20 protein-coding genes are annotated in these 25,333 nt (G+C 59.1%); 3 read left to right on the top strand and 17 right to left on the bottom strand.

Going from position 1 to position 25,333, the window contains the following annotated elements; all coding sequences use genetic code 11:
• Positions 1–7: 7 nt before the first annotated feature.
• The 16 genes from nuoH to CUN63_RS01690 form a co-directional block, all read right to left on the bottom strand.
• Entirely contained in the window at positions 8–1,015 is a 1,008-nt protein-coding gene (gene nuoH / locus CUN63_RS01765; protein WP_008146046.1) for an NADH-quinone oxidoreductase subunit NuoH, read from the bottom strand.
• The gene (gene nuoG, locus CUN63_RS01760; protein WP_129436911.1) at positions 1,012–3,726 is read right to left on the bottom strand and encodes an NADH-quinone oxidoreductase subunit NuoG; all 2,715 of its coding nucleotides are present in this window, start codon (positions 3,724–3,726) and stop codon (positions 1,012–1,014) included. Before nuoG ends, nuoH begins: the two co-directional genes overlap by 4 nt.
• Before the next feature lie 137 nt (positions 3,727–3,863).
• The gene (gene nuoF, locus CUN63_RS01755) at positions 3,864–5,219 is read right to left on the bottom strand and encodes an NADH-quinone oxidoreductase subunit NuoF (protein WP_008146041.1); all 1,356 of its coding nucleotides are present in this window, start codon (positions 5,217–5,219) and stop codon (positions 3,864–3,866) included.
• Entirely contained in the window at positions 5,216–5,713 is a 498-nt protein-coding gene (gene nuoE / locus CUN63_RS01750) for an NADH-quinone oxidoreductase subunit NuoE (protein ID WP_008146039.1), read from the bottom strand. The genes nuoF and nuoE overlap by 4 nt, the downstream gene beginning before the upstream one ends.
• Before the next feature lie 2 nt (positions 5,714–5,715).
• Positions 5,716–7,500 carry an NADH-quinone oxidoreductase subunit C/D gene (nuoC, locus tag CUN63_RS01745; RefSeq protein WP_008146037.1) on the bottom strand — a complete coding sequence of 595 codons (1,785 nt, stop codon included), beginning with the start codon at positions 7,498–7,500 and terminating at the stop codon, positions 5,716–5,718.
• Positions 7,501–7,572: 72 nt separating this feature from the next.
• Complete coding sequence (locus CUN63_RS01740) at positions 7,573–8,247, bottom strand: NADH-quinone oxidoreductase subunit B family protein (protein WP_008146035.1); 675 nt, start codon at positions 8,245–8,247, stop codon at positions 7,573–7,575.
• A 10-nt stretch (positions 8,248–8,257) separates the two neighbouring features.
• Positions 8,258–8,671, bottom strand: a complete 414-nt coding sequence (locus CUN63_RS01735; protein WP_003223812.1) for an NADH-quinone oxidoreductase subunit A — start codon at positions 8,669–8,671, stop codon at positions 8,258–8,260.
• A gap of 638 nt (positions 8,672–9,309) precedes the next feature.
• Positions 9,310–10,635, bottom strand: coding sequence for an isocitrate lyase (aceA, locus tag CUN63_RS01730; RefSeq protein WP_065872064.1), 1,326 nt, complete (start codon positions 10,633–10,635; stop codon positions 9,310–9,312).
• A 498-nt stretch (positions 10,636–11,133) separates the two neighbouring features.
• Positions 11,134–11,895, bottom strand: coding sequence for a secretin N-terminal domain-containing protein (locus CUN63_RS01725; RefSeq protein WP_129436910.1), 762 nt, complete (start codon positions 11,893–11,895; stop codon positions 11,134–11,136).
• A 243-nt stretch (positions 11,896–12,138) separates the two neighbouring features.
• A complete protein-coding gene (locus tag CUN63_RS01720; protein ID WP_017339601.1) occupies positions 12,139–12,564 on the bottom strand; it encodes a GNAT family N-acetyltransferase in 426 nt (141 codons plus the stop codon).
• Complete coding sequence (locus CUN63_RS01715) at positions 12,557–13,726, bottom strand: cupin domain-containing protein (RefSeq protein ID WP_129436909.1); 1,170 nt, start codon at positions 13,724–13,726, stop codon at positions 12,557–12,559. The genes CUN63_RS01720 and CUN63_RS01715 overlap by 8 nt, the downstream gene beginning before the upstream one ends.
• Before the next feature lie 86 nt (positions 13,727–13,812).
• The gene (gene purB / locus CUN63_RS01710; protein ID WP_129436908.1) at positions 13,813–15,183 is read right to left on the bottom strand and encodes an adenylosuccinate lyase; all 1,371 of its coding nucleotides are present in this window, start codon (positions 15,181–15,183) and stop codon (positions 13,813–13,815) included.
• 126 nt (positions 15,184–15,309) lie between these two features.
• A complete protein-coding gene (hflD, locus tag CUN63_RS01705; RefSeq protein WP_033057057.1) occupies positions 15,310–15,933 on the bottom strand; it encodes a high frequency lysogenization protein HflD in 624 nt (207 codons plus the stop codon).
• Positions 15,930–17,075 carry a tRNA 2-thiouridine(34) synthase MnmA gene (gene mnmA / locus CUN63_RS01700; RefSeq protein ID WP_046047458.1) on the bottom strand — a complete coding sequence of 382 codons (1,146 nt, stop codon included), beginning with the start codon at positions 17,073–17,075 and terminating at the stop codon, positions 15,930–15,932. Before mnmA ends, hflD begins: the two co-directional genes overlap by 4 nt.
• Positions 17,076–17,134: 59 nt before the next feature.
• The gene (locus tag CUN63_RS01695) at positions 17,135–17,581 is read right to left on the bottom strand and encodes an NUDIX hydrolase (RefSeq protein WP_129436907.1); all 447 of its coding nucleotides are present in this window, start codon (positions 17,579–17,581) and stop codon (positions 17,135–17,137) included.
• A gap of 215 nt (positions 17,582–17,796) precedes the next feature.
• Entirely contained in the window at positions 17,797–20,022 is a 2,226-nt protein-coding gene (locus CUN63_RS01690; protein ID WP_129436906.1) for an NADP-dependent isocitrate dehydrogenase, read from the bottom strand.
• 496 nt (positions 20,023–20,518) lie between these two features.
• Between CUN63_RS01690 and icd the strand changes: the two genes are divergently transcribed.
• Positions 20,519–21,775, top strand: coding sequence for an NADP-dependent isocitrate dehydrogenase (icd, locus tag CUN63_RS01680; protein ID WP_010458895.1), 1,257 nt, complete (start codon positions 20,519–20,521; stop codon positions 21,773–21,775).
• A gap of 61 nt (positions 21,776–21,836) precedes the next feature.
• Here icd and CUN63_RS01675 read toward each other — a convergent pair whose 3' ends face one another.
• Positions 21,837–22,115 (bottom strand): cold shock domain-containing protein, encoded by a 279-nt coding sequence (locus tag CUN63_RS01675; RefSeq protein WP_129436904.1) that lies wholly within the window; start codon positions 22,113–22,115, stop codon positions 21,837–21,839.
• A 225-nt stretch (positions 22,116–22,340) separates the two neighbouring features.
• Here CUN63_RS01675 and clpS point away from each other — a divergent pair, with 225 nt between their 5' ends.
• Together clpS and clpA are read left to right on the top strand one after the other, a co-directional pair.
• Positions 22,341–22,703: an ATP-dependent Clp protease adapter ClpS gene (gene clpS, locus CUN63_RS01670; protein WP_046032480.1), complete on the top strand. Its 363-nt coding sequence runs from the start codon at positions 22,341–22,343 to the stop codon at positions 22,701–22,703.
• Positions 22,704–22,733: 30 nt separating this feature from the next.
• Complete coding sequence (gene clpA / locus CUN63_RS01665; protein WP_129436903.1) at positions 22,734–25,004, top strand: ATP-dependent Clp protease ATP-binding subunit ClpA; 2,271 nt, start codon at positions 22,734–22,736, stop codon at positions 25,002–25,004.
• The last annotated feature ends 329 nt before the right edge of the window (positions 25,005–25,333 follow it).

Raw genomic sequence — 25,333 nt, 5'->3', positions numbered from 1 at the left:
TCTATCCTCACTGAGCCGCGACGGCGGGCGTGTTGAGCAACACGATCGCAGCGGTCACCAGCATGTTGACGAGGGTCAGCGGCAGGCAGAACTTCCAGCTGAAATCCATCACTTGGTCATACCGTGGGCGCGGAATCGAGGCGCGCAGCAGGATGAAGAACATGATGAAGAACGCGGTTTTCAGTGCGAACCAGATGAACGGGATCTGCGGCAGAATGCCGAACGGACCGTGCCAGCCCCCGAAGAACAACGTCACCAGCAGCGCCGAAATCAACACGATGCCGATGTACTCACCGACGAAGAACATGCCCCATTTCATGCCGGCGTATTCAATGTGGTAACCGTCGGCCAGTTCCTGCTCCGCTTCCGGCTGGTCGAACGGGTGACGGTGAGTCACGGCGACGCCGGCGATGAAGAAGGTCAGGAAACCGAAGATCTGCGGAATGACGAACCACAGGTTCTGCGCCTGGTATTCAACGATGTCGCGCATGTTGAACGAGCCAACCTGGATCACGATGCCCATCAGCGACAGGCCCATGAACACTTCGTACGACACGGTTTGCGCCGAGGCCCGCAAGCTGCCCAACAGGGCGAACTTGTTGTTACTCGACCAGCCGGCGAACAGCACCGCGTAGACCGACAGACCGGCCATGGCGAAGAAGAACAGGATGCCGATGTTGATGTCCGCCACACCCCAGGTCGGGGTGATCGGGATGATCGCGAAGGCAATCAGCAAGGCGCTCATGGCCACAACTGGTGCCAAGGTGAAGATCACCTTGTCGGCGAACGGCGGGGTCCAGTCTTCCTTGAAGAACATCTTGATCATGTCGGCCGCAATCTGGAACGCGCCGAACGGGCCGACGCGGTTCGGACCGTAACGGTCCTGCCAGAGGGCGAGCAGACGACGCTCGACCCAGCTCAGCAGCGCGCCGCAAACCACCACGGCAAGCAGAATCACGATGGCCTTGAGGACCGCGATGATCACGTCAATCACTTCAGGCGTGAACCAGGTCATTGAGCTGCCTCCTGCAGACCGTCAACGGATTTGCCAAAGATCGCTGGCGGAATGCCGGCGATACCTGCCGGCAATGCGACCAGACCGGCACCCAGCTCTTCGTTGATGCGCAGCGGCAGACGCAGGGTCTGGCCCGCAACGCTCAAGCTCAGCAGGGCGCCGTCATTGACACCCAGACGGTCGGCTTCGGATTTGGCCAGCGACACGTAAGCGGCCGGAATGCGTTCCTGAACCGGTGCGGCTTTGGAAGAGTTCTCTTCGCTGCCGAACAGGTGGAAGAACGGCACAACCTGCCAGGTGCCCGGAGCCGGGTTGAACGCGCGAGGAACACTGGCGAACCAGTTCAGCGAGTCACCGGCGCTTTCGATCAGGCGGGTGCCCGGGTCGCCAGCGCGGATGTGACCACCGACTTCGTCCTGGAACTTGTTCCAGGCTTGCGGCGAGTTCCAGCCCGGAGACCAGGCGAATGGCACTTGCTGACGCGGTTCGACCGAGCCCGAGTAACCTTCCATGGAGAACGAGAACGCGGTGTCGTTGTCCTGGGAAGTACGCGGTTCGTGCACGCTGATGTCGGCGCGCATGGCGGTACGACCGGAGTAACGCAGCGGTTCGCGAGCCAGTTTCAGGCCTTTGATGCGGAACGCGGCGGACGGTGCGGCGCTGACAATGCCGGCCAGTTGCGGAGTGCTGGCGGCGCAGGCAGCGGTGACGTGGTCCAGTTGGGTCCAGTCGATCGGCTGGTTCAACAGGGTGGCACGCAGGGCATGCAGCCAGCGCCAGCCTTCGTGAACCATGATGCTTGCGTCGAGGTAAGTCGGGTCGAAGACCTGGAAGAAGCGCTGGGCGCGACCTTCCTGGCTGACCAGCGTACCGTCGCCTTCAGCGAAGCTGGCGGCTGGCAGAACCAGGTGCGCGCGATCGCTGGTGGCGGTCTTCTGATGGTCCGCCACGATCACCACTTTCGCGGCGTTCAGGGCAGCATCGACCTTGGCTTTGTCAGTACGGGTGTACAGATCGTTTTCCAGCACGACGATAGCGTCGGCTTTGCCGTCGATCACCGCTTGCAGCGCGGCATCGACCGAGTCGCCACCGAGCATGGCCAGGCCGAGGCTGTTGGCCTCTGGCACGATCAGGCTAATGGAGCCGTTCTTCTCGCGCAGCTTCAGGGCCTTGGCGATGTTTGCCGCGGCTTCGATCAGCGCCTTGGAACCCAACGAGGTACCGGCAATGATCAGCGGACGCTTGGCGGCGAGCAGGGCGTCGGCAATGCGCTTGGCCAGCTCGAGGGCTTCAGCGTCCAGACCTTCAACGGCAGGCGCGCTGGCGTCGAGGGCGTGAGCCACGGCGAAACCGATGCGGGCCAGGTCGTCTGGCGCGGCGTGAACGCATTCTTCAGCGATGTCGTCGAGCTTGGTTTCAGCCAGGCTGGCGATGAACAGCGGGTTCAGAGCGTTCTGACCGATGTTCTTCACGGCGGCGTCGAGCCAAGGCTGAACGCGCATGGCGTCGGCCATGTCTTCGGCTTTGCCTTTGACCGATTGACGCAGGGACAGGGCCATACGCGCAGCGGTCTGGGTCAGGTCTTCGCCGAGGACGAAGATCGCGTCGTGGTCTTCGATGTCGCGCATGTTCGGGATCGGCAGCGGGCTGTCTTTGAGCACCTGCATGACCAGACGAATGCGTTCCAGCTCAGCGGCTTCGATACCGGAGTAGAAGTGCTCGGCGCCGACCAGTTCGCGCAACGCGTAGTTGCTTTCGAGGCTGGCACGTGGCGAACCGATACCGACGATGTTGCGACCGCGCAGCAGGTCGGCGGCTTTATCCAGCGCTTCGTCGAGGGTCAGCTTGGCGCCGTTGGCCAGCAATGCCTGACGCGGGCGATCCTTGCGGTTGACGTAGCCATAGCCGAAACGGCCACGGTCGCACAGGAAGTACTGGTTCACCGAACCGTTGAAACGGTTTTCGATGCGACGCAGTTCACCGTAGCGTTCACCCGGGGAGATGTTGCAACCGCTGGAGCAGCCATGGCAGATGCTCGGCGAGAACTGCATGTCCCACTTGCGGTTGTAGCGCTCGGAGTGAGTCTTGTCGGTGAACACACCGGTCGGGCAGACCTCGGTGAGGTTGCCGGAGAACTCGCTTTCCAGGGTGCCGTCTTCAACGCGACCGAAGTACACGTTGTCGTGGGCGCCGAATACGCCGAGGTCGGTGCCGCCGGCGTAGTCCTTATAGAAGCGCACGCAGCGGTAGCAGGCGATGCAGCGGTTCATTTCGTGACCGATGAACGGGCCGAGATCCTGGTTCTGGTGGGTACGCTTGGTGAAGCGATAACGGCGCTCGTTGTGGCCGGTCATCACCGTCATGTCTTGCAGGTGGCAGTGACCGCCTTCTTCACAGACCGGGCAGTCGTGAGGGTGGTTGGTCATCAGCCATTCAACGACGCTGGCGCGAAACACTTTCGCTTCTTCGTCGTCGATGGAGATCCAGCTGCCGTCGGTGGCGGGGGTCATGCAGGACATGACGATCCGACCACGCTTGTCGTTTTCGTCGGTGTACTGCTTGACCGCGCACTGGCGGCAAGCGCCAATGCTGCCTAGGGCTGGGTGCCAGCAGAAATAAGGGATATCGAGGCCTAGCGACAGACATGCCTGTAACAGGTTGTCTGCCCCATCGACTTCGAGCTCTTTGCCGTCTACGTGGATAGTGGCCATGGTTCAAAGTTCTTCGTTGGCCCGGTGTCAGCGGGCGTGGCTAATGGAATCTTGTTATTCGCGTGAATCAACACAGCCGCTTGCGGCGTCATCACACGACAAAGCGAAGGGCACGGACCCTTCGCTTTTTTAAGCGTTTACGCGCCGACTACGATCGGCCTTGCCAGAGGCGGGACGACGGCGCTGGTAGGCGCGATGCCGGCTTCGAACTCATGGCGGAAGTATTTGATTGCACTGCCCAACGGCTCCACGGCGCCCGGTGCGTGAGCACAGAAGGTCTTGCCTGGGCCGAGGAAACCGACCAGACCCAGCAGGGTCTCGATATCGCCGGCTTGCCCTTCACCGTTCTCGATGGCGCGCAGCAGCTTGACGCTCCATGGCAAACCGTCACGGCACGGGGTGCAGAAGCCGCAGGATTCGCGGGAGAAGAACTCTTCCATATTGCGCAGCAGGGAAACCATGTTGACGCTGTCGTCCACCGCCATGGCCAGGCCGGTACCCATACGGGTGCCCACTTTGGCGATGCCGCCGGCGTACATTTGTGCGTCCAGGTGTTCCGGCAACAGGAAACCGGTACCGGCGCCACCTGGCTGCCAGCACTTGAGCTTGTAACCGTCGCGCATGCCGCCGGCGTAGTCTTCGAACAACTCGCGACCGGTGACGCCGAACGGCAATTCCCACAGGCCCGGGTTCTTGACCTTGCCGGAGAAGCCCATGAGCTTGGTGCCCATGTCTTCACTGCCTTCGCGGGCCAACGATTTGTACCAGTCCACGCCGTCGGCAATGATCGCCGGCACGTTGCACAGGGTTTCAACGTTGTTCACGCAGGTCGGCTTGCCCCACACGCCAACGGCCGCAGGGAAGGGCGGCTTGGAGCGCGGGTTGGCGCGGCGGCCTTCGAGGGAGTTGATCAGTGCGGTTTCTTCACCGCAGATGTAACGCCCGGCGCCGGTGTGGACGAACAGCTCGAAATCGAAGCCGCTGCCCAGAATGTTTTTACCCAAAAGGCCCGCTGCCTTGGCTTCTTCCACTGCACGGTTCAGGTGCTTGGCGGCGGTGGTGTATTCGCCACGCAAGAAGATGTAGCCACGGTAGGTTTTCAGCGCGCGAGCACTGATCAGCATGCCTTCGATCAGCAGATGGGGCAGTTGCTCCATCAACATGCGGTCTTTCCAGGTGTTCGGTTCCATCTCGTCCGCGTTGCACAGCAGATAGCGGATGTTGATGGATTCGTCTTTGGGCATCAGGCCCCACTTAACACCCGTGGGGAAGCCTGCACCGCCGCGACCTTTAAGACCGGAGTCTTTCACGGTCTGGACGATGTCGTCCTGAGCCATGTCGGCGAAAGCCTTGCGCGCAGCCGCGTAACCGTTCTTGGCCTGGTACTCGTCGAGCCAGACAGCTTCGCCGTCGTCACGCAGACGCCAGGTGAGCGGGTGAGTCTCGGCCGAACGCTTGATGCGGTTGGCTGGACCGAAGGAAGTCAGGGTCATACGTAGCCCTCGAGCAATTTGGCAACGCCGGCAGGCTGCACATCACCGAAAGTGTCGTCGTCGATCATCAACGCCGGCGCCTTGTCGCAGTTGCCGAGGCAGCAGACCGGCAGCAGGGTGAAACGACCGTCGGCGGTGGTCTGACCCAGCCCGATGCCCAGATTGCTCTGGATTTCGCTGACAACGGATTCATGGCCGCCGATGTAGCAGACCATGCTGTCGCAGACGCGAATGATGTGACGGCCGACCGGCTGACGGAAGATCTGGCTATAGAACGTCGCCACGCCTTCCACGTCGCTGGCCGGGATGCCAAGAATTTCGCCGATGGCGTAGAGCGCGCCGTCAGGCACCCAGCCACGTTCCTTCTGGACGATCTTCAGGGCTTCGATCGACGCCGCGCGCGGGTCTTCGTAGTGATGCAGCTCGTGCTCGATGGCCGAGCGCTCGGTTTCGCTCAGGGCGAAACGGTCTGTCTGGATAAGCGTGCTGTTCATGCTTAGCGGTCCACGTCGGCCATAACGAAATCGATACTACCCAGGTACGCGATCAAGTCCGCGACCATGCTGCCTTTGATCACCGAAGGGATCTGCTGCAGGTGCGGGAAGCTTGGGGTGCGAATCCGGGTGCGGTAGCTCATGGTGCCGCCATCGCTCGTCAGGTAATAACTGTTGATGCCCTTGGTCGCTTCGATCATCTGGAAGGATTCGTTGGCCGGCATGACCGGACCCCACGAAACTTGCAGGAAGTGCGTGATCAGGGTCTCGATGTGCTGCAGGGTGCGCTCTTTCGGTGGCGGCGTGGTCAGCGGGTGATCCGCCTTGTACGGGCCTTCCGGCATGTTGCGCATGCACTGCTCGATGATCTTCAGGCTTTGGCGCATTTCTTCGACACGCACGATGCAACGGTCGTAGGCATCGCCATTGGCGGCCAGCGGCACTTCGAATTCGAAGTTCTCGTAACCGGAGTACGGGCGAGCTTTACGCAGGTCGAAATCGCAACCGGTCGAACGCAGGCCGGAACCGGTGACGCCCCATTCCAGGGCTTCTTTGGTGTTGTAGGCGGCGACGCCGATGGTCCGGCCACGCAGGATGCTGTTGTCCAGTGCTGCTTTCTGGTATTCGTCCAGACGCTTTGGCATCCACTCGATGAAGTCTTTCACCAGTTTTTCCCAGCCGCGCGGCAGGTCGTGAGCGACGCCACCGATGCGGTACCAGGCCGGGTGCAGACGGAAGCCGGTAATGGCTTCGATCACCGTGTACGCCTTCTGACGGTCGGTGAACGTGAAGAACACCGGGGTCATGGCGCCGACGTCCTGGATGTAAGTCCCCAGGAACAGCAGGTGGCTGGTGATCCGGAAGAACTCGGCCATCATGATGCGGATGACGTCGACCTTCTCAGGCACCTTGATGCCGGCCAGCTTCTCGACCGAGAGCACATACGGCAGGTTGTTCATCACGCCGCCGAGGTAGTCGATACGGTCAGTGTACGGAATGAAACTGTGCCAGGACTGACGCTCGGCCATCTTCTCGGCACCACGGTGGTGGTAACCGACGTCCGGCACGCAATCGACGATCTCTTCACCGTCCAGCTGCAGAATGATGCGGAACGCACCGTGCGCGGAAGGGTGGTTAGGACCGAGGTTGAGGAACATGTAGTCCTCGTTCGCACCGGAACGCTTCATGCCCCAGTCTTCAGGCTTGAAGCGCGCAGCTTCTTCTTCAAGCTGTTGCTTGGCCAGGGTCAGGCTGAACGGGTCGAACTCGGTGGCACGGGCCGGGAAGTCCTTGCGCAGCGGGTGACCTTCCCAGGTCGGCGGCATCATGATGCGGGTCAGGTGCGGGTGACCGGCAAAGTTGATGCCGTACATGTCCCACACTTCACGCTCGTACCAGTTGGCGTTCGGCCAGATGCCGGTCACGGTCGGCACGCTGAGGTCGCTCTCGGACAAGGCGACCTTGATCATTACGTCACTATTACGTTCGATCGACATCAAGTGATAGAACACAGTGAAGTCGGCGCCGCTTGGCAGCCCTTGACGCTTGGTGCGCAGACGCTCGTCCACGCCGTGCAGGTCATAGAGCATGACGTACGGCTTGGGCAGGTTACGCAGGAAGGTCAGGACTTCGACGAGTTTGGCGCGGGCAACCCAAAGCACCGGCATGCCGGTGCGGGTAGGCTGGGCGGTGAACGCCTCGGGGCCAAAACGGTTGTTCAGTTCGACGACCACATCCTGGTCGTCTGCCTTATAAGGCGGGATGTACAGAGCACTGCCTGTAGTCATGGTTATTTATCGCTTTCGGTCAACGTAAAGAATGAAGCCAGTGTCTCGTTCTATAAAAGAAGCAGGTCTGGATCAGACTTCGTCGGGGCTGCGCAGGTTGGTGACTGCGATTCGCTGTTCGCGGCGCTGTTCCTTTTGCGAAGGCATCTCGGCGCGGTATACGCCTTGATCGCCAACGACCCAGGAAAGCGGACGACGCTCCTGTCCAATGGACTCCTGCAACAGCATCAAGCCTTGCAGAAAAGCTTCAGGACGGGGCGGGCAGCCAGGCACGTAGACGTCCACGGGCAGGAACTTGTCCACCCCTTGAACGACTGAGTAGATGTCGTACATGCCACCGGAGTTGGCGCACGAACCCATGGAGATAACCCATTTAGGTTCGAGCATTTGCTCGTAGAGACGCTGAATGATCGGCGCCATCTTGATGAAGCAGGTACCGGCGATAACCATGAAATCCGCCTGACGCGGCGATGCCCGGATAACCTCGGCGCCAAAGCGCGCGATGTCGTGAGGCGCCGTGAAGGCGGTGGTCATTTCCACGTAGCAGCACGAAAGACCGAAGTTATACGGCCACAGGGAGTTCTTGCGCCCCCAGTTGATCGTGCCGTTAAGCACGTCTTCGAGCTTGCCCATGAAAATGTTTTTGTGGACTTGATCTTCTAACGGATCGGAAACGGTTTCCCGTTCGCCAATCGGATACTGCTCGTTAGGAGCATCGGGGTCGATCCTGGTGAGATTGTATTGCATTGCCAAAGCCTCATTGTTTCAGCTTCGCTTGCCGCTTACGACGAGCTTCCGGAGCCCAGTCAAGGGCGCCCACTCGGAATAGGTAGACAAGGCCTGCCAACAGAATTGCTATGAAAACGAGAGCTTCGACGAATCCGGTCCAGCCGCTTTCGCGGACGGACACAGACCAGGCAAAGAGAAAAAGGGCTTCGATATCGAAGATCACGAAGAGCATCGCGACCAGATAGAATTTGGCTGAGAGCCGTAAGCGGGCGCCACCTGTAGGTAGCATGCCGGACTCGAACGGTTCGTTTTTGCTGCGGCCCCAGGCTTTTGACCCGAGGAGGCTGGAGACGCCGAGCATGAAGGCACAAAGGCCGACGACGCCCAGAAGGAAAATGGCAAAGCCCCAGTTGTGGGCCATGAGTCCTGTCGCTTCGGGCATGCTGGTAATCCTTAACAGAGAGCAAAGGTCTCTGAGCTTGAAAAGAAACAAAGCAGTGACGATATGTCGCAGCAATCAATCCCGCTGATTTTATGGCACATCACCGTGCAAGTAAAATTCAGATAGCGAAATTATTTATAGGAATAAGGACATAGCGCACCTCCAAAACCCTGTAGCCCATGCGGTTCGGGCATTAGCTGGCATTTCATCAATTATGTTTTGTAGGGAATGTAACGAACATAGTTGCGTCTAAATGATAATCAATATTGTTTGGGGTGGTTTTTAAACTGTTTAACGGGTGGGTGGCCAGAAAGTTGTCATATATGCGCGTTATTGCAAGTAGCGCACGGGGTAGTTTTACCTTCTTTTCCTGATCGAAAAACTGCTCTGGATCAATGATTTTCTCGCGGTTATCTGATCCATGTGGGAGCGAGCTTGCTCGCGATGGCGGCCGTCCAGTCGAAGTTGTACTGACTGACATTCCGCTATCGCGAGCAAGCTCGCTCCCACAGGATTCGGTGGTGGTTGTTGAGTCGCAGGCAAAAAAAACGCCCCGAACCAGTCGGGGCGTCAGATGTGCGACGTTGCGGTTAGCTTTCTATCCGGTCCGCAACGGCCGTTTGCTCAGGCGAATCGGATCAGTGGAACTGTTCTTCTTCAGTCGAACCGGTCAGCGCGGTTACCGAAGACGAGCCACCTTGAATCACAGTGGTCATGTCGTCGAAGTAGCCGGTGCCCACTTCCTGCTGGTGAGCCACGAAGGTGTAACCCTTGGCAGCGTCAGCGAACTCTTGCTCTTGCAGCTTCACGTAGGCGGTCATGTCGTTACGGGCGTAGTCGTGCGCCAGGTTGAACATGCTGTGCCACATGTTGTGAATGCCGGCCAGGGTGATGAACTGGTGCTTGTAACCCATGGCAGACAGTTCGCGCTGGAACTTGGCGATGGTCGCGTCGTCCAGGTTTTTCTTCCAGTTGAAGGAAGGCGAGCAGTTGTACGACAGCAGTTGGTCCGGGTATTCCTTTTTGATCGCTTCAGCGAAGCGACGAGCCTCGTCCAGATCCGGCTTGGCGGTTTCGCACCAGATCAGGTCGGCGTACGGAGCGTAAGCCAGGCCGCGAGCGATCGCCTGGTCCAGGCCGGCGCGCACTTTGTAGAAGCCTTCCTGGGTACGTTCGCCAGTCACGAACGGCTGGTCGTACGGGTCGCAATCGGAAGTCAGCAGGTCAGCCGCGTTAGCGTCGGTACGAGCCAGGATGATGGTCGGAGTACCGGCAACGTCAGCCGCCAGACGGGCAGCGGTCAGCTTCTGTACAGCTTCCTGGGTAGGAACCAGTACCTTGCCGCCCATGTGGCCACATTTTTTCACGGAAGCCAGTTGGTCTTCGAAGTGAACACCGGCGGCGCCTGCTTCGATCATGCTCTTCATCAGCTCGTAAGCGTTCAGTACGCCGCCGAAACCGGCTTCAGCGTCCGCCACGATTGGAGCGAAGTAGTCGATGTAGCCTTCGTCGCCCGGGCCTTTACCGGCTTTCCACTGGATCTGGTCAGCACGACGGAACGAGTTGTTGATGCGCTTGACCACGGTTGGAACCGAATCCACCGGGTACAGCGACTGGTCCGGGTACATCGATTCGGCGGAGTTGTTGTCCGCAGCGACTTGCCAGCCCGACAGGTAGATCGCCTGGATACCGGCTTTAACTTGTTGTACAGCCTGGCCGCCGGTCAGGGCGCCCATGCAGTTGACGAAATCTTTATCAGGACGGAAGGACGGCTTGGCACCCTGGGTCACCAGGTTCCAGAGCTTCTCGGCGCCCAGTTTTGCAAAGGTGTGCTCAGGTTGAACCGAGCCACGCAGGCGGACGACGTCAGCAGCGGAGTAAGCGCGTGTCACGCCTTTCCAGCGTGGGTTTTCAGCCCAATCTTTTTCGAGGGCTGCAATTTGCTGTTCGCGTGTCAGTGCCATGGAGATAAACCTCGTCGCATAGGTCTGGGGTGGAAAATTCCTGCTCCTGCCAAGTACGCATTAAGACGTGCGTAAAAGGCTGCTCGCTGACCAGAAGCTTAGGTGGTCAAGTCGGATTCGGCGGGGATGGCGACGGGATGAACGATGGGCTCGAGGGGAAGTGAGCAGGTAAGGGCGAACTGGCGAGCGCATTCGGGCGTCGTGGGCCTTGGTACGAACTTCAGTGTGGAGCCGGGTTACCTAATTACGCTTCCGTCCCTCGGGACAACTTCGTTCCAGTCGGCAACCTCGTCAAACACACCTTGTGGGCGGTACAGACACGAAGCGGCTCGCGGGGTAGGTGCGAACGGCGCCTCGAAGGCCCTTGCCAGGGCCCCTGATTAGCGGGAGCGAGGCCATCATGCCTTTGCTTTTTTGTATCGTCAAACGTTTTGTAGTGCTTTTTTTATGGCACTACATCTTTGGTCTAATACGACTAATCAGTCAGTTTTCGGTGGTTTAGTCCAAAGTATCGATTTTCACCCGTAGGGTCATGTCATCGCGGCCCTGAGTCGAGTAGCTGCGGGTCTGGCCCTGTTTGTCGGCCTGAGTCTGGCGGTTCATGCCGGCCAGGGTGATCCATTCACCCAAGCGTCCCGTGACAGTTGTGTCGGTACTTTGCACATTCACTACATCGGGACGTTCCTGGCTCATGCGGTCACGATTGGTACTGATCGCCAAGTGAACGATGTCGCCGGTGACGCTGGCGGTGACGTAGAAACCCTGGGTGACGTTGCGGTATTCGGTCTTGCTGCGCAGGTCGCCGTAGGAATCGGTCTGAGTGCTGGTGAGCGGGACGCTTTGGCCGACCTGGATCAGTGCCGGCGCGCCTTCGCTGGCCTGGATCTGCTGAATCCCGCCGTCACGGCTGTCGGTGCTGCGGTTGATGATGCGAGTCTGGCTCGGTTTCGCACCGTTTACCGAGTAACCCTGATCGCCCTGGAAGTTGTTTTCGTTGGTGTCGACAGTGATCAGCAGACGTTTGGCGGCCACATCGAGTTGCATGATCAAGGCTTTAAGTTCGTCGATCTTGCGCTGATCGGCATTGACGATCAGTTGGTTGCCGTAGGCGCTGACCTGGCCCTCCTTGCCGATGAAATCCTGGGCCATCGGCAGCATGTCGGCACTGGTACGGTAGTTCAGTGGCACGATCTCGGTGGCTGCCATGGCCGAAAAACTGCAGCTCAGCAGCAACGTGGTGAGCAGGGTGCGTAGGGACATATCCGTTATCTCCGACATCTTGAAGTGTTGATATTGCCAGTTTGTCGGCCCTGCGTGGGGCAAGTTGAATCGTAGACAGCAAAACGCCCCGGCATCGGTTGAAGACGGGGCGTTTTGTGTGTTCTTGCGGGCCTCATCGCGAGCAAGCTCGCTCCCACAGTGGATCAATGGTGTTGCTGCATTCTGTGGCAACACCTAAAACCCTGTGGGAGCGAGCTTGCTCGCGATGAGGGCACCTCGGTGTCAGGCTGAGTGCCTTACCATGTCCACATGCGGAATGCCTGCTTCCAGGAATTCCTCACTGACCAGGCTGAAGCCCAGGCGCTCATAGAACGCTGTCGCCTGTACCTGTGCGCTCAGCATCTGCTGCTTGAGCCCGCGCTTCTCGGCTTCACCGATCACCGCTTGCATCAGCGCATCGCCGACTTTCAATCCGCGCCAGTCTTTCAGCACCGACACCCGGCCGACGTGGCCATCGGGCAGCAGGCGGGCGGTGCCAATCGGAAAGTCGCCTTCGAAGGCCAGAAAATGCACCGCCGTTGCGTCATCAGCATCCCATTCCAGCTCAGGCGGAACGGATTGCTCGGCGATGAACACCGTCTCACGAATGCGCCGGATCTCGGCGTTGTCCTTTTGCCAGTCTGCGACACGAACGTGGATTTTATTCATCAGCGAACCCCAGGCTGCCTTGCTTGACCAGCTCGCACAGCAGGCCGCGGCCGTCTTCGTCGTTCAGCCAGTCACCGAGGTTGTCGGTGTGCAGGGCGTCGGCGGCGCAGATCAGTTTCAGCAGCTCGCGCAGTTTGCCCGGCAGGTAACGGCTCTGGCCACTGGCGAACAGCAGCAGGTCGTCATCGACTTCGGACCAGGCCATGCGTGCGCTCGGGTTGCGGATCAGCACGGCGCCTTGTTCAAGGCTGGCGAGGAAGTCTTCTTCTTCGACTTCTTCCGGGCCGACGACCAGCTCCGGGTAGCGCGGCTCGGTCATGTACTGGCCGAACCAGGTCAGCAGCAGGCGCTCATCGCTCATGTGCTCGGCCAGCAATGCTTTCAGGCGATCAAGGGCGTCGTGCTGAATCTGGTGCGGATCAACCGCCGGCAGCGCGTCGGCATCGGTGTAACGCTCTTCATCGGTCAGGAACTGGCTGAGGAAGTCGGTGAAGTGAGTCAGCACTTCAGAGGCGCTCGGGGCGCGGAAGCCGACCGAGTAGGTCATGCAGTCATCCACCGCAACGCCGCAATGTGCCAGACGCGGCGGCAGGTAAAGCATGTCGCCCGGTTCCAGAACCCACTCATCGGTGGCTTCGAAGTCGGCGAGGATGCGCAGGTCGGCGTGTGGCAGCAGCTTGCTTTCGGAGTCGCACATCTGGCCGATTTTCCAGTTGCGCTTGCCCTGACCTTGCAGCAGGAACACGTCGTAGTTATCGAAGTGCGGACCCACGCTGCCACCCGGGGCGGCGAAGCTGATCATCACGTCGTCGACGCGCCAGCTTGGCAAAAAGCGGAAGTTTTCCAGCAGTTCGCTGACTTCCGGCACGAATTGGTCGACCGCTTGTACCAGCAGGGTCCAGTCGCGTTCCGGCAGTTTGCTGAACTCGTCTTCAGCGAACGGGCCGCGGCGCAATTCCCAAGGGCGCTCGCCGTGCTCGATCACCAGGCGCGATTCGACTTCCTCTTCCAGCGCCAGGCCGGCCAGTTCGTCGGCGTCGATCGGGCTTTCGAATTCAGGAATCGCCTGACGGATGAGCAGGGGTTTTTTCTGCCAGTAGTCGCGCAGGAATTCGCGCGCCGTGATGCCGCCCAGAAGTTGAAGAGGAATGTCAGGATTCATGTGTAACCTATTGAAAAAAAGCACTTTTCAGACGGGAATAAAAACGCCCGGCGCTGCCGGGCGTCTCAAAAGGGTGAAGCGGTCGATCAGATGCGTTTGGCTTGCTCTACAGCGTTACCGATGTAGTTCGCCGGGGTGAGCAGTTTCAGCTCGGCCTTGGCGGCGGCTGGCATGTCCAGGCCGTCGATGAAAGTTTGCAGTGCTTCAGGGCTGATGCCCTTGCCACGGGTCAACTCTTTCAGTTTTTCGTACGGGTTTTCGATGTTGTAGCGACGCATCACGGTCTGGATTGGCTCGGCCAATACTTCCCAGCATGCGTCCAGGTCGGCAGCAATCTTCTGAGCGTTGAGCTCGAGTTTGCTGATGCCTTTCAGACTGGCTTCGTACGCGATCACGCTGTGGGCGAAGCCGACACCGAGGTTGCGCAGGACGGTGGAGTCGGTCAGGTCACGCTGCCAGCGGGAGATCGGCAGCTTGCTCGCCAGGTGCTGGAACAGTGCGTTGGCGATGCCCAGGTTGCCTTCGGAGTTCTCGAAGTCGATCGGGTTGACCTTGTGCGGCATCGTCGACGAACCGATTTCGCCAGCGATGGTGCGCTGCTTGAAATAACCCAGGGAGATGTAGCCCCAGATGTCGCGGTCGAAGTCGATCAGGATGGTGTTGAAGCGCGCGATCGCGTCGAACAGCTCGGCGATGTAGTCGTGCGGTTCGATCTGCGTGGTGTACGGGTTGAAGCCCAGGCCCAGCTCGTCTTCGATGAAGGCGCGGGCGTTTTCTTCCCAGTCGATTTCCGGGTAGGCGGAGATGTGTGCGTTGTAGTTGCCGACAGCGCCGTTGATCTTGCCCAGCAGCGGAACGGCAGCGACTTGAGCGATTTGACGCTCCAGACGGTAAACCGCGTTTGCCAGCTCTTTGCCCAGGGTGGTCGGCGAGGCCGGTTGACCGTGGGTGCGCGACAGCATCGGCACGTCAGCGAAACGGATGGCCAGTTCGCGGATGGCTTCGGCGGTCTGGCGCATCAGCGGCAGCATCACGTCATCACGGCCTTCGCGCAGCATCAGGGCGTGGGACAGGTTGTTGATGTCCTCGCTAGTGCAGGCAAAGTGGATGAATTCGCTGACAGCGGCCAGTTCCGGCAGCTTGGCCGCTTGCTCTTTGAGCAGGTATTCGATGGCTTTGACGTCGTGGTTAGTGGTGCGCTCGATCTCTTTGACACGCTCGGCGTGCTCCAGAGCGAAGTTTTCCGCCAGGGTGTTCAGCACCGCGTTGGCTTCGGCGGAGAACGCCGGCACTTCGCTGATGCCAGGGTGAGCGGCCAGGCGCTGGAGCCAGCGCACTTCAACCAGAACGCGAGCACGGATCAGACCGTATTCGCTGAAAATTGGGCGCAGGGCCTGGGTTTTGCCGGCGTAGCGGCCGTCAACAGGGGAAACCGCAGTGAGCGAAGAAAGCTGCATGGGGTGTTCTCGGACAGTCGGGCAACGAAATGGGGCGCGTATCATACATGAAAAAATCCGCCGGTCCGTTGCCAACTGACCAGCGTCTTACGCGTTACAAATTACAAATGGTCTTGCGGACGCGGTTCAGCTGCTGCGCATCAGCGGGTAAAGCTCTTTCAGTAACTTGCGACGGCTGATCACCAGCTGCCAGCGATGACCGCCCAACTGCCGCCACAGGCGTGCCGAACGAATTCCGGCCAGCAACAGGGCGCGGATTTTCGAAGCGTTGCTCGGTTGCTGCAGGTTGCGCATGTCGCCGTGGACCTGAATTCGCTGGCGCAGGGTGCTCAGGGTGTCCTGGTACAGCGCGCCGCACGCGGCAATCACGTTTTCGTGCGCCGGACCGAAGTGCTCGACCTGAGACTGAATCTGCGGCAGACGCTTGCCGATTACGTCCAGCATGTCGTTGCGCTTGGCCAGTTGACGCTCCAGACCGAGCATCGCCAGCGCATAGCGCAGCGGTTCGCGCTGAAGGGTGCTTGGGTCGCGCTCCAGGGCGCCGATCAGCGCGCGGTAACCTTCACGCAGATTGATGTCGTCGCCGCCGTAGACTTCCAGGGTGTCTTTGGGGTCGCGAATCAGCAGGCTGCCGAGCATGCACGTCAGGCCGGCTTCGGCGGTCTGGCCGGTTTTGGCGATCTTGTCGACCAGCACGGCGGCGAGGAACACGCCGCCCAGTGCCGTCAGTTGCTCCTGAGTCGGGCTCATTGCTGCTCGCCTTGAGCAGTGCCTTTGCTGGTCCACGGCTCCGCGACTTCGATCACGCCGCCGCCGAGGCAGATTTCACCGTCGTAGAACACCACGGACTGGCCTGGGGTGACCGCGCGTTGCGGGTCATCGAAGGTCGCGCGGTAGCCGGTGGCGGTTTTTTCTAGCGTGCACGGCTGGTCGCTTTGGCGATAGCGGACTTTGGCGGTCAATCGGCGTGGTTCGCTCAGGTCGATCGGGTTGACCCAATAGATGTCTGAAGCGAGCAGGGCGCGGGAGAACAGGTACGGATGGTCATTGCCCTGGCCAACGATCAATTCGTTGTGCTCCAGGTCTTTGATCAGCACGTACCACGGCTCGTCACTGGCGTCTTTCAGGCCGCCGATGCCCAGGCCCTGACGCTGGCCGATGGTGTGATACATCAAGCCGTGGTGACGGCCGATGACTTCACCTTCGGTGGTCTTGATCTCGCCTGGCTGGGCCGGCAGGTATTGCTTGAGGAAGTCGCTGAAGCGGCGTTCGCCGATAAAGCAGATCCCGGTGGAATCCTTTTTCTTCGCGGTGGCGAGTTCGTGTTTCTCGGCAATCGCGCGGACTTCAGGTTTTTCCAGCTCGCCGACCGGGAACAGGGTCTTGGCGATCTGTTCGCCGCCAACGGCGTGCAGGAAGTAGCTCTGGTCCTTGTTCGGGTCCAGGCCCTTGAGCAGCTCGGTGCGACCATCGATGTCGCGGCGACGCACGTAGTGACCGGTGGCGATCAGGTCGGCGCCGAGCATCATGGCGTAATCGAGGAACGCCTTGAACTTGATCTCGCGGTTGCAGAGGATGTCCGGGTTCGGCGTGCGACCGGCCTTGTATTCGGCCAGGAAGTGCTCGAACACGTTGTCCCAGTATTCGGCGGCGAAGTTGGCGGTATGCAGTTTGATACCAATCTTGTCGCACACGGCCTGAGCGTCCGCCAAGTCATCCATGGCGGTGCAGTATTCCGTTCCATCGTCTTCTTCCCAGTTCTTCATGAACAGGCCTTCCACCTCATAACCCTGCTCGATCAGCAGGAGAGCGGAAACGGAAGAGTCCACGCCGCCGGACATGCCGACAATGACGCGCTTCTTTTGTGTGTCAGAAGGGGCTGGATCACGCATAGGGATTCAATGAGTGTCTTGAAAAAGGACGCGATTCTAACAGGCCCAAGCCCGCAAGGCTAAAGAGAAGGGCGGATCAGTTCGAGAGCGAAGTGTTGACCGTCCAGATAATCATCAATACAGCGGATGATCAGCTCACTGCGCCAGTTTGCGCGCTGTGCCAGCAGTTCGTCACGCGTCAGCCATTTTGCGCCGACGATGCCGTCGTCCAGTTGATAGTCGGGGTGATGTTTGAGCGGTTTTGCGGTGAAGCAGACCCGCTGATAAGTCACGCCGTTGCTCGGGGCGGTGTAGAGGTAAATGCCCACCACGCCGGTCGGCTCGACGTCCCAGCCGGTTTCTTCGAGGGTTTCGCGTACGGCGGCCTCGATCAGGGTTTCGTCCGGGTCGAGGTGACCGGCGGGCTGATTGAGTACCGTTCGTCCGTGCTTGGTTTCTTCGACCATCAGGAAGCGGCCGTTGTCTTCGACGATGGTGGCGACGGTGATGTGGGGTAGCCAATCCATAAAGCTTCCTCAAAATTTGAATAGTGGAGCGCGGTCAATGTGGGAGCGGGCTTGCTCGCGAATGCGGTGGGTCAGTCAATTGAGATGTTAAATGATAAACCGCATTCGCGAGCAAGCCCGCTCCCACATTGGTCCAGTGTTCACATTGGAGGTGTGTGAACGCCACAAACAGAAACCCCGGCACAGGGCCGGGGCTTCTTTGCATCCTTACAACCTTAAACCAGCGCAGCGATCGCGGCGTTGAAGGTGTTGCTTGGGCGCATGGCCTTGCTGATCAGCTCGGCATTGGCGTGGTAGTAACCGCCGATGTCCACTGGCTTGCCCTGAACGGCGTTGAGCTCGGCAACGATGGTTGCTTCGTTCTCGGTCAGGGTCTTGGCCAGTTCGCCGAACTGCGCTTGCAGTGCAGTGTCTTCGGTCTGGGCAGCCAGGGCTTGAGCCCAGTACAGCGCCAGGTAGAAGTGGCTGCCGCGGTTGTCGATGTTGCCGACTTTGCGCGATGGCGACTTGTTGTTGTCCAGGAACTGGCCGGTGGCCTGATCCAGAGTCTTGGCCAGCACCAGCGCTTTAGGGTTGTTGTAGGTCACACCCAGGTGCTCAAGGGAAGCGGCCAGGGCCAGGAACTCGCCCAGGGAATCCCAGCGCAGGAAGTTCTCTTCCAGCAGCTGCTGAACGTGCTTCGGTGCCGAACCGCCGGCGCCGGTTTCGAACAGACCGCCGCCGTTCATCAGCGGAACGATCGACAGCATCTTGGCGCTGGTGCCCAGTTCCATGATCGGGAACAGGTCAGTCAGGTAGTCGCGCAGTACGTTGCCGGTCACCGAGATGGTGTCCTTGCCTTCGCGAGTGCGACCCAGGGTGAACGCCATCGCGTCGACTGGCGACATGATGCGGATGTCCAGGCCGGAGGTGTCGTGATCCTTCAGGTAAGCCTGAACTTTCTCGATCACTACACCGTCGTGGGCGCGCATTGGGTCCAGCCAGAAGATTGCTGGAGTTGCGCTTGCGCGAGCACGGTTGACGGCCAGTTTGACCCAGTCCTGGATCGGCGCGTCTTTGGTCTGGCACATGCGGAAGATGTCGCCGGCTTCAACCGACTGTTCCAGCAGGGTGCGGCCAGCGCCATCGGAAACCCGAACTACGCCGTTGGACTTGATCTGGAAAGTCTTGTCGTGCGAGCCGTACTCTTCGGCTTTTTTCGCCATCAGGCCAACGTTTGGCACGCTGCCCATGGTGGTTGGATCGAAAGCGCCGTGCAGCTTGCAGTCTTCGATTACCGCCTGGTAGATGGTCGCGTAGCAGCGATCCGGGATCACAGCCTTGGTGTCGTGCAACTGACCGTCAGTGCCCCACATTTTGCCGGAGTCACGGATCATCGCCGGCATCGAGGCGTCGACGATAACGTCGCTCGGCACGTGCAGGTTGGTGATGCCTTTGTCGGAGTTGACCATGGCCAACGATGGACGAGCGGCGTAGACCGCCTGAATGTCCGCTTCGATCTGCGCTTGTTGCTCGGCCGGCAAAGCCTTGATGCGAGCGTACAGGTCGCCGATGCCGTTGTTCAGGTTGAAGCCGATCTGCGCCAGCACGTCAGCGTGCTTGGCCAGTGCGTCTTTATAGAACTCGGCAACGATCTGGCCGAACATGATCGGGTCGGAGACCTTCATCATGGTGGCTTTCAAGTGAACCGACAGCAGCACGCCTTTTTGCTTGGCGTCTTCGATCTCGGCAGCGATGAAGCTGCGCAGAGCGTTTTTGCTCATGACCGCGCAATCGAGGATCTCACCGGCTTGCACGGTGGTTTTTTCTTTCAGGACGGTGGTGGTGCCGTCTTGAGCGATCAGTTCGATTTTGACGGCATCAGCGGCGTCGATCAGGGCAGCTTTTTCACTGCCGTAGAAATCGCCGGTGCTCATGTGCGCGACGTGGGACTTGGAGTCCGTAGCCCAGGCGCCCATTTTGTGCGGGTGCTTGCGCGCGTAGTTCTTGACCGACAGCGGTGCACGACGATCGGAGTTGCCTTCGCGCAGAACCGGGTTCACGGCGCTGCCCTTGATCTTGTCGTAACGCGACTTGGCGAGCTTGTCGGCGTCGCTGGTCACGGTTTCCGGGTAGTCAGGTAGTGCGAAGCCCTGGGCTTGCAGTTCCTTGATCGCGGCTTGCAGTTGCGGAACCGAGGCGCTGATGTTCGGCAGCTTGATGATGTTGGCTTCAGGCGTAACGGCCAGGTCGCCCAGTTCGGCGAGGTGGTCGGCTACGGCGTTGTCACCCAGTTGCTCGGGGAAGCTGGCCAGAATGCGCCCTGCAAGAGAGATATCGCGGGTTTCCACGGCGATATCAGCGGAGGCGGTGAAGGCCTCTACGATAGGCAACAGAGAATAGGTGGCGAGGGCGGGAGCTTCGTCGGTGAAGGTATAGATGATCTTCGAGCGGGTGGGCATATTCGGATTAACTCTCTCTTCTTTGCTAAAGCGTGCGCAGAAAAACTCGAGGGGCGCCGGGTAAGCGCGTTCGTTCAAAGTCATCCATGAGCCGAATGTCGAGATTTCTTCGCGGTGATGTTGGGTGCATCAGTCGAGCGTCAAGCGGGTGGGCTGCGGTAACAGTCCGGCTTTTTCGGGCCCAAAGCCTCGTAGTAGAAAGGTCGGCCGTCGTGACTCTGTGGTCAGCGGGCGGCATTATACATAGGTAGCTGGCAATCTGCCGATGGTTCATATGCAACGATTGTCGTCCATTGGTCTAAAGGTCGCAGGGGCGAGTGGGGCGTAGAGTCTTGCACCGTGCTTGAGTTTGGCGCTTTTCCCTTTGCTTTCAGGCTTGTACGCCGCGAACTGTGCAGCTTTGCGGCAGATGGTTGGAACATAGGGTTTGCGTGCTGATTTAACTGGGGTACGCTCGAACGAAGCCAGATGTTCAATCCAAACGATGGAGTTCAGCATGGGATACAAGAAGATTCAGGTTCCAGCAGTCGGCGACAAAATCACCGTCAACGCGGACCATTCTCTCAATGTTCCTAACAACCCGATCATCCCCTTCATCGAAGGTGATGGTATTGGCGTTGATATCAGCCCGGTCATGATCAAGGTTGTCGATGCTGCTGTTAAGAAGGCTTACGGCGGCGAGCGCAAAATTTCCTGGATGGAAGTCTACGCCGGGGAGAAAGCGACTCAGGTTTACGATCAGGACACCTGGCTACCCCAGGAAACCCTGGACGCGGTCAAGGATTACGTGGTTTCCATCAAGGGCCCTCTGACCACCCCGGTCGGTGGCGGCATCCGTTCCCTGAACGTGGCCCTGCGTCAGCAACTCGACCTTTATGTCTGCCTGCGCCCTGTGCGCTGGTTCGAAGGCGTGCCTAGCCCGGTCAAGAAGCCAGGCGACGTCGACATGACGATCTTCCGTGAGAACTCGGAAGACATCTACGCCGGTATCGAGTGGAAAGCCGGTTCGCCGGAAGCGACCAAAGTCATCAAGTTCCTTAAAGATGAAATGGGCGTCACCAAGATCCGTTTCGACGAAAACTGCGGTATCGGCATCAAGCCGGTTTCGCTGCAAGGCACCAAGCGTCTGGCGCGAAAAGCTCTGCAGTATGTGGTCGACAATGACCGCGACTCGCTGACCATCGTGCACAAAGGCAACATCATGAAGTTCACCGAAGGTGCCTTCAAGGAATGGGCCTACGAAGTGGCGGCTGAAGAGTTCGGCGCGACCCTGCTCGATGGCGGTCCGTGGATGCAGTTCAAAAACCCGAAAACCGGCAAGAACGTTATCGTCAAAGACGCCATCGCCGACGCCATGCTCCAGCAGATCCTGCTGCGCCCGGCCGAATACGATGTGATCGCGACCCTGAACCTGAACGGCGACTACCTCTCCGACGCCCTGGCGGCGGAAGTCGGCGGTATCGGTATCGCACCGGGTGCCAACCTGTCTGACACCATTGCGATGTTCGAAGCGACCCACGGTACTGCGCCGAAGTACGCTGGCAAGGACCAGGTCAACCCAGGTTCGCTGATCCTGTCCGCAGAGATGATGCTGCGTCACATGGGCTGGACTGAAGCGGCTGATCTGATCATCAAGGGCACCAATGGCGCGATTTCGGCCAAGACAGTGACCTATGACTTCCACCGTCTGATGGAGGGCGCGAAACTGCTGTCTTCGTCTGCGTTCGGTGACGCGCTGATTTCGCATATGTAAGCGAATAGGCATTAAAAAACCGCCTTCGGGCGGTTTTTTTATGACTGGATGACGGGTTGCGTCAGTTCGACACTGTTTCCTGTTGGGTGGCAGCGGCCTGTTCGTTCTCGGTCGTGGCAGCCCCAATCTTGACTGCGTGCAGCCCTTTGGGTCCCTGGACGATCTCGAAGCTTACGAGTTGCCCGGCCTTGAGAGTCTTGTATCCGACCATTTCAATGGCCGAATAGTGTGCAAAGAAATCAATAAGATGACCGTCTTCGTCACGGCCTTCTCTGGCGTCGGTGTTAATGAAACCGAATCCCTTGGCATTGTTGAACCATTTCACCTTACCGACTGACATACCCATATCCCTCTGCAACAGACTCCATCACTGGAGTATCATCCAGTTCATCCGCAGTCATTTCCTGGAAATAAGATTGACTCCGCGGACCTTTTTTACCCACTGTGGGCTCTATTGGTTGTAACACCGTTTTCCCGATAGTCAAGCTGACCGGGCAGTCGGAGTTGAAATCGTCCATAGCCGCCCCCACCACTGTATTCGCACAACTGACGAACCTTTCTTTCCATGCATGCAATCAGCCAGATTCGACTAACATTCAATCAGGATCGCCCTGATTCACACGACGACGATTCCGCAGGCATTGCTGTTCAGGAGGCAAAGCCTGCTTTACAGGCGCCGCCGATGTACAAGGTGGTTTTGTTCAATGATGACTACACACCGATGGATTTCGTCGTCGAAGTGCTCGAGGTGTTTTTTAACCTGAATCGCGAGCTGGCGACCAAGGTCATGCTGGCCGTCCACACAGAAGGACGGGCAGTATGTGGAGTGTTTACCCGCGACATCGCCGAGACTAAGGCCATGCAGGTCAACCAGTACGCCAGGGAAAGCCAGCATCCGCTACTCTGTGAAATCGAGAAGGACGGTTAATCGCCGACCACTTGGGTATGAGGTGAAGCTATGTTAAACCGCGAGCTCGAAGTCACCCTCAATCTTGCCTTCAAGGAGGCCCGATCGAAGCGTCATGAATTCATGACCGTCGAACACCTCCTGCTGGCCCTATTGGACAATGAGGCTGCCGCCACCGTTTTGCGTGCCTGCGGCGCAAACCTCGACAAACTCAAGCACGATCTGCAGGAGTTCATCGACTCCACCACGCCATTGATCCCCGTTCATGACGAGGATCGTGAGACCCAGCCAACCCTGGGCTTCCAGCGTGTTCTGCAGCGTGCTGTCTTTCACGTACAGAGCTCGGGCAAACGCGAAGTGACTGGCGCCAACGTACTGGTCGCGATCTTCAGTGAGCAAGAGAGTCAGGCCGTGTTCCTGCTGAAACAGCAGAGCGTTGCGCGCATCGATGTCGTCAACTACATCGCACACGGCATTTCCAAAGTGCCGGGGCATGGCGATCACTCTGAAGGTGAACAAGATATGCAGGACGACGAGGGCGGTGAGTCTTCTTCTTCAGGCAATCCTCTGGATGCTTATGCCAGCAACCTCAACGAACTCGCGCGCCAGGGTCGTATCGATCCATTGGTAGGCCGTGAGCTGGAAGTCGAGCGCGTTGCGCAGATCCTGGCGCGTCGTCGCAAAAACAATCCGTTGCTGGTGGGCGAGGCAGGCGTGGGTAAAACCGCGATTGCCGAAGGACTGGCCAAACGCATTGTCGACAACCAGGTGCCGGACTTGCTGGCCAACAGCGTGGTGTATTCCCTCGATCTGGGGGCCTTGCTGGCCGGGACCAAATACCGCGGCGATTTCGAGAAGCGCTTCAAGGCGTTGCTCAATGAGCTGAAAAAACGTCCGCAGGCGATCCTGTTCATCGACGAAATCCACACCATCATTGGTGCGGGTGCTGCGTCCGGTGGGGTCATGGATGCCTCGAATCTGCTCAAGCCGCTGCTGTCGTCGGGTGATATCCGTTGCATCGGCTCGACCACGTTCCAGGAATTCCGCGGGATCTTCGAGAAGGACCGTGCTTTGGCCCGGCGCTTCCAGAAGGTCGACGTGTCGGAGCCTTCGGTAGAAGACACCATCAGTATCCTGCGCGGCCTGAAAGGGCGTTTTGAAACGCACCACGGCATTGAGTACAGCGATGAAGCCCTGCGTGCAGCGGCTGAGCTGGCCTCGCGCTACATCAATGACCGGCACATGCCGGACAAGGCCATCGACGTCATTGACGAGGCGGGCGCCTACCAGCGTCTGCAGCCGATCGAGAAGCGCGTGAAACGCATCGAGGTGCCTCAGGTCGAGGACATCGTCGCGAAAATCGCGCGGATTCCACCTAAGCACGTCAACAGCTCCGACAGAGAGCTGCTGCGTAACCTTGAGCGTGACCTGAAACTGACAGTGTTTGGCCAGGATGCCGCGATCGACTCGCTTTCGACCGCGATCAAACTGTCCCGTGCCGGCCTCAAGTCGCCTGACAAACCCGTCGGTTCGTTCCTGTTCGCAGGGCCTACCGGTGTCGGTAAAACCGAAGCGGCGCGTCAGCTGGCCAAAGCGTTGGGTATCGAACTGGTTCGCTTCGACATGTCCGAGTACATGGAGCGCCACACCGTATCGCGTCTGATCGGTGCGCCTCCGGGCTATGTCGGGTTTGATCAGGGCGGTCTGTTGACCGAAGCCATCACCAAGCAACCTCACTGCGTGCTGTTGCTCGATGAAATCGAGAAGGCACATCCGGAAGTCTTTAACCTGCTGCTGCAGGTCATGGACCACGGTACGCTCACCGATAACAACGGGCGCAAAGCGGATTTCCGAAACGTGATCGTCATCATGACGACCAACGCCGGTGCCGAAACGGCCGCTCGCGCTTCGATCGGTTTCACCCATCAGGACCACTCGTCCGATGCGATGGAAGTGATCAAGAAGAGCTTCACGCCAGAGTTCCGCAACCGTCTGGACACCATTATCCAGTTTGGTCGCCTCAGCCATGAGGTCATCAAAAGCGTGGTGGACAAGTTCCTTACCGAGCTTCAGGCGCAGCTGGAAGACAAGCGCGTGCAGCTGGAAGTGACGGACGCGGCGCGCAGCTGGCTTGCAGCGGGTGGCTACGACACGGCAATGGGCGCTCGACCAATGGCGCGTTTGATTCAGGACAAGATCAAGCGTCCGCTGGCGGAAGAGATACTCTTTGGCGAACTGGCCGACCATGGCGGTGTGGTTCACATCGATCTCAAGGACGGCGAGCTGACCTTCGACTTCGAGACCACAGCTGAAATGGCCTGACGGCTGTAAAGCGAAAAGGCGCCTTCGGGCGCCTTTTTTTATGCGTGCGCCAGGCATGGCGCGTTGCGCGCAAGCGCAACCAGCTTGGCTGTGGTGGCCTCGCTGGTGACTTGGAGGTGAAAGTCCTCTACACACCCGGCAAGGGGAAGTGTTAGCCAGAGGCAAGGGTGTCGCGGGTGACCGCGAATCTGAAGGAAGCCCGAGGCAAAATGCTGGCTTGACGAACAGCAAGCGGATAGAGGCGGCGCAGCGGGGTAAAGGGGCGTGTTTCCCTAAAGCCCAATACTTGCACGGGACGCTGCGACGTAGATCCGACAGGCATAAGCAGG

The organism is Pseudomonas sp. ACM7, assembly GCF_004136015.1.
GTDB lineage: Bacteria > Pseudomonadota > Gammaproteobacteria > Pseudomonadales > Pseudomonadaceae > Aquipseudomonas > Aquipseudomonas frigoris.
Note: the sequence above shows the minus strand (reverse complement) of the source record. Positions and strands in the feature narration are given on the sequence as shown.